Source organism: Leptotrichia wadei (assembly GCF_007990545.2).
In the GTDB taxonomy this organism is placed as follows: domain Bacteria; phylum Fusobacteriota; class Fusobacteriia; order Fusobacteriales; family Leptotrichiaceae; genus Leptotrichia; species Leptotrichia wadei.
In genome coordinates this window covers 186,747-201,431 of sequence record NZ_AP019829.2, presented here as the reverse complement: position 1 = coordinate 201,431, position 14,685 = coordinate 186,747, and the positions used below count along the sequence as shown (strand labels likewise).

At 31.4% G+C, this 14,685-nt stretch carries 13 protein-coding genes and 2 pseudogenes; 1 reads left to right on the top strand and 14 read right to left on the bottom strand.

The annotated features are described in order from the left end of the window. Positions 1–217: 217 nt before the first annotated feature. Entirely contained in the window at positions 218–1,318 is a 1,101-nt protein-coding gene (locus tag FVE73_RS00990) for a low temperature requirement protein A (protein ID WP_018499223.1), read from the top strand. 102 nt (positions 1,319–1,420) lie between these two features. On the opposite strand, the gene FVE73_RS00985 is transcribed toward FVE73_RS00990, so the two are convergent. The 14 genes and pseudogenes from FVE73_RS00985 to FVE73_RS00920 form a co-directional block, all read right to left on the bottom strand. Then, a complete protein-coding gene (locus tag FVE73_RS00985) occupies positions 1,421–2,269 on the bottom strand; it encodes a cysteine ABC transporter substrate-binding protein (RefSeq protein ID WP_018499224.1) in 849 nt (282 codons plus the stop codon). Positions 2,270–2,325: 56 nt separating this feature from the next. Beyond that, positions 2,326–3,108, bottom strand: a complete 783-nt coding sequence (locus FVE73_RS00980; RefSeq protein ID WP_146997815.1) for an amino acid ABC transporter ATP-binding protein — start codon at positions 3,106–3,108, stop codon at positions 2,326–2,328. 27 nt (positions 3,109–3,135) lie between these two features. Further along, positions 3,136–3,813 carry an amino acid ABC transporter permease gene (locus tag FVE73_RS00975; protein WP_146997814.1) on the bottom strand — a complete coding sequence of 226 codons (678 nt, stop codon included), beginning with the start codon at positions 3,811–3,813 and terminating at the stop codon, positions 3,136–3,138. Further along, on the bottom strand, positions 3,794–4,453 hold the full coding sequence (locus FVE73_RS00970; RefSeq protein WP_018499438.1) for an amino acid ABC transporter permease: 660 nt from the start codon (positions 4,451–4,453) through the stop codon (positions 3,794–3,796). Before FVE73_RS00970 ends, FVE73_RS00975 begins: the two co-directional genes overlap by 20 nt. Positions 4,454–4,659: 206 nt before the next feature. Further along, complete coding sequence (locus FVE73_RS00965) at positions 4,660–5,121, bottom strand: divergent PAP2 family protein (RefSeq protein WP_018499439.1); 462 nt, start codon at positions 5,119–5,121, stop codon at positions 4,660–4,662. 24 nt (positions 5,122–5,145) lie between these two features. Continuing rightward, positions 5,146–5,481: a ribosome assembly RNA-binding protein YhbY gene (yhbY, locus tag FVE73_RS00960; protein ID WP_018499440.1), complete on the bottom strand. Its 336-nt coding sequence runs from the start codon at positions 5,479–5,481 to the stop codon at positions 5,146–5,148. Position 5,482: 1 nt separating this feature from the next. Further along, complete coding sequence (locus FVE73_RS00955; protein ID WP_018499441.1) at positions 5,483–7,354, bottom strand: ribonuclease J; 1,872 nt, start codon at positions 7,352–7,354, stop codon at positions 5,483–5,485. Positions 7,355–7,375: 21 nt separating this feature from the next. Then, positions 7,376–9,352, bottom strand: a complete 1,977-nt coding sequence (mrdA, locus tag FVE73_RS00950) for a penicillin-binding protein 2 (RefSeq protein WP_018499442.1) — start codon at positions 9,350–9,352, stop codon at positions 7,376–7,378. 24 nt (positions 9,353–9,376) lie between these two features. After that, entirely contained in the window at positions 9,377–9,727 is a 351-nt protein-coding gene (gene rsfS / locus FVE73_RS00945) for a ribosome silencing factor (protein ID WP_018499443.1), read from the bottom strand. Between the two features lie 306 nt (positions 9,728–10,033). Continuing rightward, the gene (locus tag FVE73_RS00940; protein WP_018499444.1) at positions 10,034–10,747 is read right to left on the bottom strand and encodes an RsmE family RNA methyltransferase; all 714 of its coding nucleotides are present in this window, start codon (positions 10,745–10,747) and stop codon (positions 10,034–10,036) included. A gap of 253 nt (positions 10,748–11,000) precedes the next feature. Then, positions 11,001–11,882 (bottom strand): annotated as a pseudogene (gene ruvB / locus FVE73_RS00935) (Holliday junction branch migration DNA helicase RuvB); the annotation flags it as partial. Positions 11,883–11,962: 80 nt separating this feature from the next. Next, positions 11,963–13,207 (bottom strand): RNA-guided endonuclease InsQ/TnpB family protein, encoded by a 1,245-nt coding sequence (locus FVE73_RS00930; protein WP_146997813.1) that lies wholly within the window; start codon positions 13,205–13,207, stop codon positions 11,963–11,965. A gap of 607 nt (positions 13,208–13,814) precedes the next feature. Further along, positions 13,815–13,946, bottom strand: a pseudogene (locus tag FVE73_RS00925) (Holliday junction branch migration DNA helicase RuvB); the annotation flags it as partial. Positions 13,947–14,007: 61 nt separating this feature from the next. Further along, a complete protein-coding gene (locus tag FVE73_RS00920; RefSeq protein ID WP_018499720.1) occupies positions 14,008–14,634 on the bottom strand; it encodes a DUF445 domain-containing protein in 627 nt (208 codons plus the stop codon). Positions 14,635–14,685 lie beyond the last annotated feature (51 nt).

Genomic DNA, 14,685 nt, shown 5'->3' with positions numbered 1-14,685 from the left:
ATACTACTAATTGTATAAATGTCAAACATTTGTTACAAAAATATGTAAAAAGTAATAAATTTAATCTTTTACTCTTGTTTTAAAATAAAATTACTATATGTTAAAATTTATATTTAGATAAGTAATTATTTATAATTTTATTGAGAAAATAATAGACAAATTTAAAACTTTAGTATATAATAAAGAAACATAAAAAAAATAAGGAGATAATACAAAAATGAGTTTAATTAAAGAAAGAAAAGTTGAAAATATTGAACTTTTTTATGATTTGATATTTGTTTATGCTATTTCAAAAATATCAGGAATTATTCATCACCCTCATCATGGAGTGATTGAGCCTTGGACATTTTTTAATTTTGTATTAGCATCGCTCGTTGTCTTACAGGAATGGCTGTATATGACAAATTATTTGAATAGGTTTGGGACATTTAACTTTCGTGAAATTATGACCATGTGTGTAAATATGACGGCAGCGATTTATTTGTCTAATTCTTTTTTAGCAGATTGGAGTCAAGCCTACTATCCTTTTACAATTTCAATGTTAATTATGGCTTTGAGTGTAGCATTTTTGTATCACTGTCAAGCGATGAAAAAAGGATTTGGCGAAAAAGAAGCTGTTAATGCAAGAAATATTCTTTTAGTCGTTAGTTCATTGCTTATAATCAGTCTGTTCGTAAATTTTTATATTGGATCAATACTTCTTATAATTACAACCTTTTCAGGAGCTTTTCTTCCTGTAATTTACAAAATTGAATTTGATAATAATGTTGCTAAGTTTGGACATTTAAAAGAACGATTTGAATTATTGACAATTTTGTTCTTTGGAGAAATGATTGTCGGAATTACAAAATATTTTGATATAAAGCATTTTACAATTTATCCATTTATCGCTTTAATTGCAATATTTTCACTATTTGGAACATATACAATCTTGATAAACAAAATGATAAACCATCATCTGGTAACACGTGGATTGGTACTGATGTATTCACATTTTTTCCTGCTAATTAGTTTAGGAATTATAACTTCCGCTTGGAATTTAATTGGACAAGAGCCGAATAAAACTTTTTTAGCATTTTTTTATATTCTTGGATATACAGGCTTTTACTTAATGTTATTCGCAAATAGTATTTACCTGGACAAAGAAAAACGTCTAAACAAAAAGGATTTTTCAAAAATTTTAGGAATTTTAACTATTTCATTTGCAGCAATTTTTATTTTTAGACAAAATTTGATAATTATGGAATTTTCGATATTATTTCTAACTTGTTCAATTTTACTGATAATTGCTAGAAAATATAGAAAAACACAATCTTAGAGCATAATTGCAGCAAATAAAATTTTATAACACAAATAAAACTGCCTCAATATTCTGAAGCAGTTTACTTTTTTATTTTTATAAATTTATTATTTAATTAGTCTATTTATTTTCGATAATTACTGTTTTTGGATCAACTTTATTTCCGTAAACAGGCTCAAGAGTTGCTTTATATGCTTTTTCAAAGAATCCTTCCTTAGTAAGAGCATCTATTTCAGTATTTAGCCAGTCTAGCAGTTCCTTGTTCCCTTTTCTTACAGCTGGAGCAATGTAGTCCTGTTCCCCTAACTGTTTAATATCCACAACAAATCCTGGATTTTCTGTTGCCCATGCGAATACTAGAGTATTGTCATGTGCGAGTGCAGCTCCCCTTTTATCTAATAATGCGTTAAATGTTTCTGTGTTTTGGTCATACTTCAACAATTCTATATCTGGATAATTTTTAGTGAAGTAAATCTCTGCTGTTGTTCCTTTGTTCACTATCAATTTTTTACCTTTCAGCTCCTTCACATCTTTTATTGGAGCACCTTCTGGCGAAACAATTCCTAGCGACACTTTCATATAAGGCTTTGCAAAATCAACTTTTTGTTTTCTTTCGTCTGTTACTGTAAAGTTTGCTAGAATAATGTCAACTTTATTTGATAATAAATATTCCACTCTGTTTGCAGCTTCTAATGTGATAAATTCTATTTTATTTTCGTCGCCTAATAAATCTTTAGCAAGTCTTTTTGCCAAATAAATATCATATCCTTGATTTTTCCCATTTTCATCCACAAATCCAAATGGCGGCTTATCTCCGAATACTCCTATTCTTATTTTTCCCGCTTTTTTTATTGCCTCAATTGATCCTGGCTCAGCACTTCCCTTTCCACCTTTTCCACAGCTTATTGCAAATACTCCTAAAACTAAGATTGCAATAATTTTTACAAACCTTTCAAAATTTTTTTTCATAATTACCTCCAAGTTTATTTATATTTTTTGTTTTTTATAAACACAATTCATATTAATTAAATCAGCAAAGCCGATTCCATCTTATCTTTTTTTTCAAAATTAAATATATTTAAGAATTTCTTAGCCCTTTCAGTTTTTGGATTTCTAAAAAATTCCAGTGGATAATTTGTTTCAACGATTTCTCCAGAATCCATAAATACTATTCTATCCGCAACCGCTTTAGCAAATTCCATTTCATGAGTAACGATTATCATTGTCATTCCTTCCTTTGCCAGTTCCAGCATTACATCCAGCACTTCTCTTACCATTTCAGGATCAAGTGCCGCTGTAACTTCATCAAACAGCATTATTTCTGGATTCATACATAGTGATCTTATAATTGCTATTCTTTGCTTCTGCCCTCCTGACAGTTCTCTTGGATATGAGTTCTTTTTATCTAGAAGTCCTACTCTTTCGAGCAGTTTTTCCGCTTGCTCCGCAACTTCCTTTTTATCCCTTTTCTGTACTTTAAGCGGTCCTAACAGAAGATTTTGCATAACTGTCATGTGATCAAATAATTCGTAACTTTGAAATACCATTCCTATTCTCTGGCGTATTAAATGCCATTTTGTCTTGTCTTTATTAATAACATTTCCTTGTAATTTTATTTCTCCAGACTGAATTTCTTCAAGTCCGTTTATACATCTTAAAAGTGTACTTTTCCCACATCCAGAAGGCCCCAGTATTACTACAACCTCGCTTTTATTTACTGAAAGTGAAACTCCTTTTAGTGCGGGTACGCCTTTTTTATATTCTTTTTTTATATCAGAAAGCTCCAATAAAACTTTCAAATCTGCCATTTTGCTTACCTCCATTTCCTTTATTTTTTAAACAGCCCATTTTTTCTCCATTTTCTTTGATAATAATGTAATTGGATAACAAATTATGAAGTATAGAAAAAATATGAACAGATACACCCAGAATGGCGCCATTGGATTTTTCCTGCTTGAAAATTCTATAATTTGCCGTCCTATTTTTAGAACTTCTGCAACTTCTATAAAAATCGCAAGTGAAGTTGTCTTAATCATTCTTGTTATAAGATTTACCGCTGCAGGTGCAATTCTTCTTACTGCCTGTGGAAGCAGCACATATCTATAAACTTGACTTGTATCAAGCCCCAGAGCCTTTGCACTTTCCCCTTGAATTTTTGGAAGAGAAATAATTGCTCCCCTCACAATATCCATCATTTCAGCCGTTCCCCAAATCACAAACACTATTATTGTCGTAGTCTCTGAATCAATATGTAAATCAAAGCCTTTCGCAATTCCAAAATAAATTATGAACAGCCACACAAGCAAGGGAATGATTCTCATACTTTCCAGATAAAATTTTAAAGTCCAATAAATAATTTTATTTTTTGAAGTCATAACTATTCCTAAAATTAATCCAAATAATATTGAAAACACTATGGAAACAAGGGCAATTTGTCCTGTCACAATAAGCCCGCCCATAAGTCTTTGTAAATTGACTCCTTTAAAAATAACATCAATTCCCGACAGTTGCATATCTTATTCTCCTTTCAATTACTGTTAAAACAAACGAAACTGGTAAAATAATAATCAAATATGCTGCAACAAGCATAAACAGGCTTTCATTCGTTTTATAATATAGCCCTATCAAATCCCGAGTCAGGTACATCAGTTCCATTAAAGCCAAAATTCCTATTACTGAAGTTTCCTTTAAAAGGAATATTATATTTGCCGCTATCGCTGGAAAGGAAACTGTAAATGCCTGTGGCAGTATCACATTAGTTATAAGCTGTGATTCTGTAAGCCCGATGCTTAGTCCAGATTCCCGCTGCCCTTTTGAAACTGACTCCAGTCCGCTCCGAAATGCCTCACACATATAACTTCCGCCAAGGAAAGATAATCCAATCACAGCACAGACATACGAATTAAATGTAATCCCAATTTTTGGAAGCCCAAAATACAGAAAGAACAGCTGTATTACAAGTGGCGTATTTCTCGAAAGTTCAATATAAATTCCCACAATCTGCCTAACCACTGGAACTCTATAATAAAGCACCAATGCACAAGCTATCCCAATCAATATTGAAAATATAATTCCAAAAATTCCTATAAACACAGTCAATTTCATTGCTTCTAAATATTTAGGAATATTTTCTACTATAAAATTAAAGTCCATTTTGTTTTTCCTTTCTAAAAATATTATTGTATATTTTACTTTTTTTATCTTTTATATTTGTATATAAAAATATTATACTATAAAAAAATTTATTTGTAAAGAATTATTTTTGTATATACATATAAAATTTTTTAACTCCTTCATATTTCAATAAAAAAATCACAGCTAAATTAATAACTGTGATTTTCCAGTAAAAATATTTTTATTTATCCCAATATATATCCTTTAAATAAAAGTCCAACAGCAATTCCTAAAATACTTCCCCAAAATACTTCAATTGGAGTGTGTCCCAGAAGCTCCTTAAATTTTTCATTAATAATTTCTATACCATCGTTATGTTCAATGGCATCCACCAGCCTATTTATAGCTCTTGCATGCTTTCCTGCCTGCTGTCTTACTCCTGTCGCATCATACAGCACAATCCCGGCAAACACCATTGCAATCGCAAATTCAACTGACCTGAATCCCTTTAGTAAAAATACGCCTGTTACAAGGGAAACTACTGTCGAAGCATGGGAACTTGGCATTCCGCCAGTCTGGATAAGCCTTGCCCATTGAGGCTTTTGACCCTTGAATAAAGGGAAAAAAACTTTGTAAAACTGTGCCGAAAAACATGAAATTACCGCAACATCAAGTAATCTATTTCCAAACAGTATTCCTCCACTCATTTATTTTTCCTCTCTATTTTCTTCCTATTTTTTAGCTTTACTTTTTCTAAACTTGTCAAATTCAGGAGTAATTTTTGCATCCTTTTTATGTTTAGGCTTGAAAAAAATCAATATATTCCCTATTTTATCAACAAATATTGATTTTGTACCTCTAGCGATTTCATCTCCCATTTCCCTGTCAAATTTAACTGATGAATTTTGCAATATTTTTACTTTTATCAATTCTCTTTTTTTCACAACTTCTGCAATGGAATTTATCACATTTTCATCAATTCCATCCTTCCCAATTCTCACAATCGGATCTAAATTATGTGCCAATTTTCTTAAAAAAGCTCTCTCCTTACTTGAAAGCTGTATCATTCTAAACCTCCATTATAATTGGTAAAATTATAGGCTCTCTATCTGTTTCCTTATTAAGGAATTCTCCAACTTTTGCCCTTATTTTTTGTTTAATTTTTCCAATTTCCTTTATTCCTTCATTTTCCATATTAGCAAGCTCTGTTCTAACAAGTTTCTTTGTTTCAGAAAGCAAGCTTTCCGCATCCTTATTATACACAAATCCACGTGTTACAAGCTCTATTTGCCTATTAAATTTTCCATTTCTATATTGAGAAATCGTAATAATTACAATTCCATCATCTGCCAGATTTTGTCTATCCTTCAGCACAGCATTTCCAACATCGCCAATTCCAAATCCATCAATAAATGTAGCCCCGCTCGGCACTCTTCCAACAGATCTGAAACTATTTTTAGACAATTCCAATTTTGCTCCATTTTCTGTCAAAATAACATTTTTTTCAGGTATTCCAACTGCCATTGCCAATTCCTTATGTTTTTTAATCATTGCATATTCCCCATGCACAGGCAGAAAATATTTAGGTTTTACAAGATTTATCATCAATTTTTGTTCTTCCTGGCAGCCATGTCCTGATACGTGTATTCCAATTCCTTTTTCAAAAACAACATTTGCATCCCGTTTCATAAGCTGATTTATATTTTTGGTAGCAGCTTTTTCATTTCCAGGAATAGGTGTTGCAGAAATTACAACTGTATCTCCTTCTCTTAATGAAATATGCTTGTGTGTCCCGTTTGCAATTCTGGAAAGTGCCGCAAGCGGTTCTCCCTGTGTTCCAGTACATAATATAAGCACCTTATTCGCTGGATAGGTTTCAACTTTGTCAATATCAATCATTGTATCTCTCGGTATTTTTAAATATCCAAGATTTGAACATATTTCAAAGATTTTTACCATGCTTCTTCCGTCAATTGCAATTTTTCTTCCATGTTTTGTCGCAATATTTACAATTTGCTGCAATCTGTGAACGTGTGAAGCAAAAGCTGCCAAAATTATTCTTCCCTTAGCCTTTGCAAATTCATCCTTCAAACTTTCTCCAACTGTTCTTTCAGATGGCGTAAATCCTGGTATTTGTGCATTTGTACTATCTGAAAGCAAAAGATCCACTCCTTCTTCTCCCAGCTGAGCCAATCTTCCAAAGTCAAATCCTTCCCCATCAACAGGCGTCAAATCAACCTTAAAATCTCCAGAATGTAAAATAGTTGCTGCAGGAGTCTTAATGCAAATTGCATAGCAGTCTGCTATACTGTGTGTTACACTTACAAACTCAACCGTAAAATATTTTGACACCTTTAAAATAGTTCTTCCGCTAATAACCTTCTCTTTTGGTAATTTTGCATCCTTTTTTTCAAATTTTGCCCTTGCAAGTGCAAGTGTTAATCTTCCACCGTACATTGGTATATTTTCTGTCCCTAACTTTTGGTAAAAATAAGGGATTGCCCCTATATGATCTTCATGTCCGTGCGTCAATAAAAGTCCCTTTATTTTATGACGGTTTGATTCCAGATATGAAAAATCAGGAATTATAACATCTATTCCCAAATGCTCATCTTCTGGAAATGTAAGACCAGCATCCACCACAATAATTTCATCCTTGTATTGAAAAGCTGTCATATTTTTTCCAACTTCTTCAAGACCTCCAAGTGGGATTACATACATTTTTTCTTCTTTTCCATCCACTTTTCTGTCTATATGTCTATTCCTATCATTTACTCTTGGAATATAACGTATTTCATTTTTTTCATCTAAATGTCTTCGATTCGTACTTTTCCTTCTAAATCTTTTCATTCCAGATTTTATTTTATTAATATCTTCCTTCTTGGAAAAATTTCTTTTTAAGATTTGATTACCGAACTCGCCTTTTTCCTTTTCTGACATTTAGCAAACACCTCCTTCATTTTAATTTTTTACATTGTTATTATTTTTTAAATTCTTATTTTTTTCCTCTTGCTTTTTCTTTTCTTCTTCCTGTTTCTTTTTCTCAGCATCCTGTTTTTTCAAGACGTATTTATCTCTATATTTGTATATGAATTTTTGTGCCATAGCTCCTGAGGCTACTCCTCCATATCCTCCACCTTCTACAATTGATACAAAAACAATTTGAGGATTATCAGATGGAAAATATCCCGCAATCCACGAGTGGTTATCTCCAAATCCTGAATTTTGTGCAGTCCCTGTTTTTGCTGAAACTGGATAATTTGGTATATATAAAACTTTAACTGTTCCACCTGGACCACTTACCGGCAATCTCAAGGCATTTTGTAATAGTTTCAAATTCTTTGGACTTACCTTCAATTTTTTTATTACTACAGGCTTATTATTTTCAACTTTTCCTGAATATGTCACAAATCTGTCAACAACCGTAGGTCTTAATTTTACACCATTATTAGCTATAGTTTGATAAACTGAGGCAATTTGAATTGGAGTTGCCAAAACATATCCTTGTCCAATTGACATATTTATCAAATCTCCAGGCAGCCATCTCTGATCCTGTTTCTTCTTAAATCTTTTCTTCTTCCATTCAGGACTAGGCAATGTTCCTGTCAATTCTCCAGGAATGTCAATTCCCGTCTTAGATCCAATTCCAAATTCCTTTGCATATTTTACAATATTGTTAATTCCAGCTTTTTGTGAAAATACATAATAATATGTATTTACAGATTGCTCTATGGATTTTGCAAAATTGGTAATTCCGTTTCCAGATTTATGCGAATCCCTAAATATTAACTTCCCGTATCTGTACTGTCCAGTTGAATTTACAGTAGCATAAGGAGAAATTCCAGATTCCAGTATTCCCATTCCCGTTACCGCTTTAAAAGTCGATCCTGGTGGATAAAGTCCAGCAATTCCCTTATTAACAAGCGGCTTTGCCTTTGAATTTACCAGTTCAGTCCATTGATTATCAGGTATTCTCGAACTTAATAAATTCAAGCTGATTTCAGGATTACTTACAAATGTAATTATTTTTCCAGTTTTAGCTTCCATTGCAATAAAAGCCCCGCTTTTACCTGAAAATGCATCTGTCATATATTTTTGCAATTCCATGTCAATTGACAAGTAGACATTTTTTCCTGCAACACTTTCTGTTGCCTCCACTTGCCTTATAACATTTCCTTTAGCATCAACTTCAACATTTTCCCTACCGTCTTGACCTTTCATTTCCTTGTCGTAAGAACGTTCAACACCTTTTTTACCAATCAGGTCACTATTTCTATATCCATCCTTTTCCAGATCCTTGAATTCTTTTTCACTAATAGGCTTTACGTATCCAATAACATGCGATGCAAGCGCATCTTCAGGATAAAATCTCTTATTATACTCCACAATGTCGATTCTGTCATTATTAATTTTTTCAATTGCCCTTAATGCCACCTGCTTGTCTAAATCTTCAATAACAAGTATCTTTTTATCAGTTCCCATTCTTTGCTGCTTATAAAATCTATCTATAAGATAGTCAACCTGATATCCTGTAAGCTGGCTTATAGTATTTATATCGCCCATTGTTTCCTTAATCCGTTTTGCCACAGCCTTACGTTCGTTAGCAAGCCTAGCATCCATCTGTTCTGGCGTCATTCCCTTAACTTCCTTTAAAAGTTTCAAGTCATTTGGATCTAACGTATATGTATGCATATGAACCAGCTGATATCCTGTTGTATTTTTAGCAAGCAATTTACCTTCCCTGTCGTAAATTTCTCCACGTGTAGCCTTTATTATATTTGTTCTAATTCTATTTTGCAATGCCTGTTCTGCATATTGTGAAGCCTCTAATATCTGCAATGTAAACAGACGTGCGATTAATATTAGAAAAACAGCTCCAACAAGAATAAGAAAGGCAATAAATCGTACATTTTTCTCTTCTTTATCTAATTCTCTCATAATTTTCCTCTTTATAACTGTTATCTATTCTGTTTCCTCGTTTCCTTCATTCACGCCATTATAAAAATCATCCAGTCTGTAGTAATCTCTGGCATCTTTACTAAACACACTTATAACTAGATCTCCGGCATCAATAAGAACCCAGTTAGCCTCCTCAAGCCCTTCCACATTTTTCACATTTTCAAGGCTTTTCTTTATATCAGTCGCTATCGCTTCAATATTTCTAGAAGAACTCCCAGTACACAATATTGAGTAGTCAAAAAAAGGTGATTTTCCCCTCATATCATATACCTTTATATCCTGCGCCTTTTTATCCTCCATAATATCAATTATTTCCTGAACTTCCTTTTCATAATTATGACTCACTTCACTCATTCCCTAAACTTCCTTTCTTTTTTATATTTTTTTATTTATCAAATTATTCTTACTTTAATTTCTATTCAAAAAAATCAATACAATTTAAGTTTAACTATAATAACCAATTTAACTAAAACAAATATCAATCAAAAATTTAGTCAAAAAGAAAATAGGCATCAAATAAAAAAATTATTAATAATTAACTTAAAATATTTAATAACTGTACAAAAATCCTTGTATAAGTTATTTATCACTACTATGGTATATTATATTATATATTCAGCTAATTTTCAATTTATTTCTTAATTTTAGTAAAATAAAAAGCTATATATAAAAATTAGCAATAATGCCACAAACAACAATTGCCGCAGTTTCTGCCCGTAAAATCCTTTTTCCCAAACTAATTTCTATTGCCTTATTATTTTTCAGAAAATCAACTTCATCCGCTGTAATTCCACCTTCAGGACCAATTATATACAAAATGCTCTTATCTTCCTTTTTTATTATTTCTGATAAAGATTTAGATTCGCCACTATTTTCATAGGCAAAAATTATTTTATCATATTTTTGATAATCAATTTCCGAAAGTTTTTTTACAGGTGTAATTTCAGTAAATTTTATTCCTCTGCATTGTTTCAGCGTTTCCCTTGCAACAACATCCCATTTTTCCTTTTTTTCATTAATTTTTACAACAACTCGCTCAGTTTTTAAAGGAATTATCCTGTTTACACCAATTTCCGTCAATTTCTGTATTGCCAAATTCATTTTATCATTTTTCAAAATCCCCATCGCAATATCAATATTTATACTCAAAGAATAACTGTCTTCTTTTTTTTCTAATATTTTTACAGCTATTTCCTTTTTTGAAATTTCAGCAATTTTTGTAAAATATTCACATTCCCCGTCAATTACCCGCAATTCATCACCTATATTTAAACGATACACATTTTGAACGTGATTACAGTCTAATCTGTCTTTTATCAAAATTTTTCCATTATTTTCATCAATATTTTCTTTTTCCGCTATTACTGTCAACAACAGTTTTTCACCTCATTTTTTACTTAATATCATTTTCCACTTAAATAGCAAATTTACTATAAATTCTTTGAAAAAGTTCAAAATCCAATAGATATATTCAATAACCTAAGTTTTTTTATTTTTACAAGATGTCAAGATCCCTTGCTTCAGTATATTTATTTTATTAAATTATAAATTTTTTTTGTTATCGAACAGATCTAGTATAATTTGGCTTTTTAATTGGAGTTTAGTGTCAATTGTTATCTTTAAATTTTTATTTTTTTTCACTAAATATTTTTTCAATTCCTAAATGGTTATATCCTAATTCTGTCACAACTCTTCCACGTGGAGTTCTTTTTATAAACCCAATTTTTACAAGATACGGCTCATAAACCTCTTCAATTGTCCGTCTGTCCTCCCCGAGCAAAAGCGACAAAGTTTCAATTCCAACAGGACCGCCATTATAAACATTTATAATCGACAGCAAAATATTCCTATCAAGCTCATCCAGGCCATTGTCATCCACTCCTAGCAATTTCAGGATTCCATCCACGCTTTCTTTTTCCAGAACTCCCGAACCTTCCACAAGCGCAAAATCCCTTGCCCTTTTCAATAACCTATTAGCAATTCTAGGCGTTCCTCGACTTCTTTTAGCAATTTCCGCAATTCCATCCTCATCATAGGAAATATCAAGAATATTCGCCCCTCTTCGTATAATTTCCTTCAATTCTTCCAGCTTATAATATTCCATCCTGTGAGTAACTCCAAATCTATCCCTAAGCGGCGTACTCAACTGCCCTGCCCTTGTAGTTGCCCCAATCAACGTAAATTGCGGCAATTCCACACGTATACTCCTAGCAGACGGCCCTTTCCCAATAAGAATATCCAGTTCTCCATCTTCCATCGCAGGATACAGAATTTCCTCCACAGATGTATTCAATCTATGAATTTCATCAATAAACAAAATGTCATTTTCCTCCAAAGACGTCAAAATAGCCGCCAAATCTCCCGCCTTTTCCAGCACAGGTCCAGTCGTTACTTTCAGATTTACTCCCATTTCTGTGGCAATAACTCCTGCAAGTGTAGTTTTTCCCAATCCTGGAGGCCCATATAATAAAATATGATCAAGCGACTCATTTCTCATTTTAGCAGCCTTTCTGAACCTCCCACGACTAAAGTCGCAGGGTTCTAAAATCTTTAAAAATATTTAAAAATTTTCTAAGAAGTTTGATAGCTTTACACTACCCTTATTCTTTTAGGCGTGTTCAGATCACCTCTATTGTATAGGACGCTTAAATCCACAACTTTACTTTTTTTTAATATATTTAATGCTCCGTTACAATCTGCATTTAATTGATAGCCTTTACTTGTTTGATATAGTCCTCTTTTTATCCTTTTTCCACTGAATATATATTCTTGCGGATTTTCTTTATCGTATATTGGGATTTCATCTCCATCAAAGAAACTTGCTTTTGATGTATAACTTTCTTCTTGCAGTTTAAATTCTATTCCATATAGTTTACATAGGTATATTAATTTATCTCTTAATTTTCCATATGGTATATTTACAAAGTTTTGATTATTTATACTTCCTATATTTGAATTTCTTTGAAAATTCTCGTTATATCCTAGAACTAGTTTTCCTATATCATTATTAAGACAATAATTTATAATTATTCTTGCTGCTTTTGAAAGATAATCATTTATGCGATTATTTCTCTTTCTAGCTATTCTCTTTTGCCTTAATGTTGTGTGCTCTATCTTTTGCTTATCTTTAATGCTTTGCAATTTTGCATTTGTCTTGTTATAGTATTGATTAATAGATTTCAATTTTCTACCATCTATTATGAATGAAGCTCCAGCATTTGTAACACAAGTGCAAAGATTATCTATACCTAAATCAATTCCTAGTACATTTTCTTTATTTAATTCCCTTTGAACTTCTTCTACCTTATAAATGTATTGAATTTCAAAGTACCTAGAATGTTGTTTTGGTATTATTCTAATTTCTTTTATCTTCTTGTCTTTTAATACTGATGGTAGCTTAACTTTAACTTCCTGATGAGTTTTCTTAAAAGAATTTGAATAAGGAACTATCAGCATATCATCTTTTAATCTAACAAAACCTATAACAAGAGTTGTAAAACCATCTTTATCAAGATAATTAGGTAATTTTATTTTACTGTTATATTGACCATTCTTAGCAAGTTTTAAAAGTGCAAAGAATGATTTAAAACTTTCATCTACTTCTTTTAAAATTTGTTGAGCCATATTAGAATTTAACTTCTTATAATTCTCACTATTTTTAAGTATCTTATAGTTTTCATTATAGCTTAAATACTTTTTATTTTTAAAATAGTGTTGTCTAACATTGTATATAGCTTGATTTTTTAAATTCTTAGCTATATGGCACAAATATTTTAAGTTTTTAAACTCTTTTTTACTAAGATGTTTTACTTGTTGTTTTAATGTTAAATACATATATAATCACCTCCTTTTCATCAGAGATATTATACCATGTATTCTACATTTTATCTGTCAAAAAAGTAATATTTTTTATTTATTTTTAAAGTTTTTAAAACCCCACAACAGTGGGAAGCGTCGTTCACATAAGTGCGCTACTGCTTATGCAGTTCTCATGGCATATATACTCCTTAATAAATTAAGGAGATTAGCCTTGAACTTCTTGTTATCTCTAACAAGCACAGACTATATCTTATCCATATCCTATTTCAAGGACTTAGGCGAAACCACTTCCAATACCAACCGCTTGTATTGTACTCCCCTCACGAGGGATAGTCGTTGAACTTTCCTTTTCAGGCTTAGTTGCTGATTGTCTATTATCTTAGCACTTAGGATTTAACCTTACACCATCTAGTATATTTTTTCTGCTTTCGCCACCATCACACTTATACCATGTTTTCACTTAGATATTATGTTGTGGTTATACTAGCTTTAAGAGTTCCCAGCAATTCAGTTTCTTTGTTGCACGGTTTTGCTCCGTGTCCACATACAAGTTTCCCTATATGCTTACTAAAATTTTTGTGCAATTCATATCACGACTAAAGTCGCGAGTGTTCTTGCACTATTTAATAAATATATTCATCTTCTCTTTCAAATCCTGCTGGCCAATATATTCCTTAAAAGTCCTTGGCCGTAAACTTTTCTGAATATTGTCCTCTCCCAATTCCTTAGGTTCCAATATTCTTTCTTCATTCATTTTTTCTCCTCAATAATTCTTTAAATCCTCTAGTCTAATTGTTTTTATTTAAAATATTATTTTATATCTGTTTTAATAATAACATTATAAAAAACTGAAATAATGCAATTATTCCTCCCAATACTCCACCAATAATTTCAATATGCTTTAATTCATTCTTAGACACAGACAAAATTATTTTTTCCATTTCTTCTAATGAAAAATTTTTCATTTTTTCAAGCATGATTTCCTTAAAATCAATTTTATCTTCTGCAATTTTTAAGATTTCCTCCACTATTTCCTCTTTATTTTCTAAAATTGCCTTTTTAAAATACGCTTTTATTTTTTCAATTACTGAATCATTTAAAAACATTTTTAATAGCGGATTTTTTTCTAATATGCTTTTTTTCAGCTTTTCTCCTATAATTTTGTCCAATAGTTTATCCAAAACTTCATCATTTATAACACCGCTATCTTTTAGCTTTTCAGTAATATATTTTACTGAAATAAGTTCCTTTTCTATCGTATCCGCTATATTTTCTGAAATTTTATCTCTATTTTTGGGAATTAATCCCTGTATTTTGAAAAATAGGAAGTTTACTTCCTTATAGGGCCTAAATAACAATTTTATCGCCAAATAATTTGTAAACCATCCTATGAGTATTCCAACAAAAACCATTATGGCAAGCTGGATTAACAAATTTTCCAATTTTTCCTCCATTTTTTAATAGATAACTAATCTATCAGTATCAAGGGAATT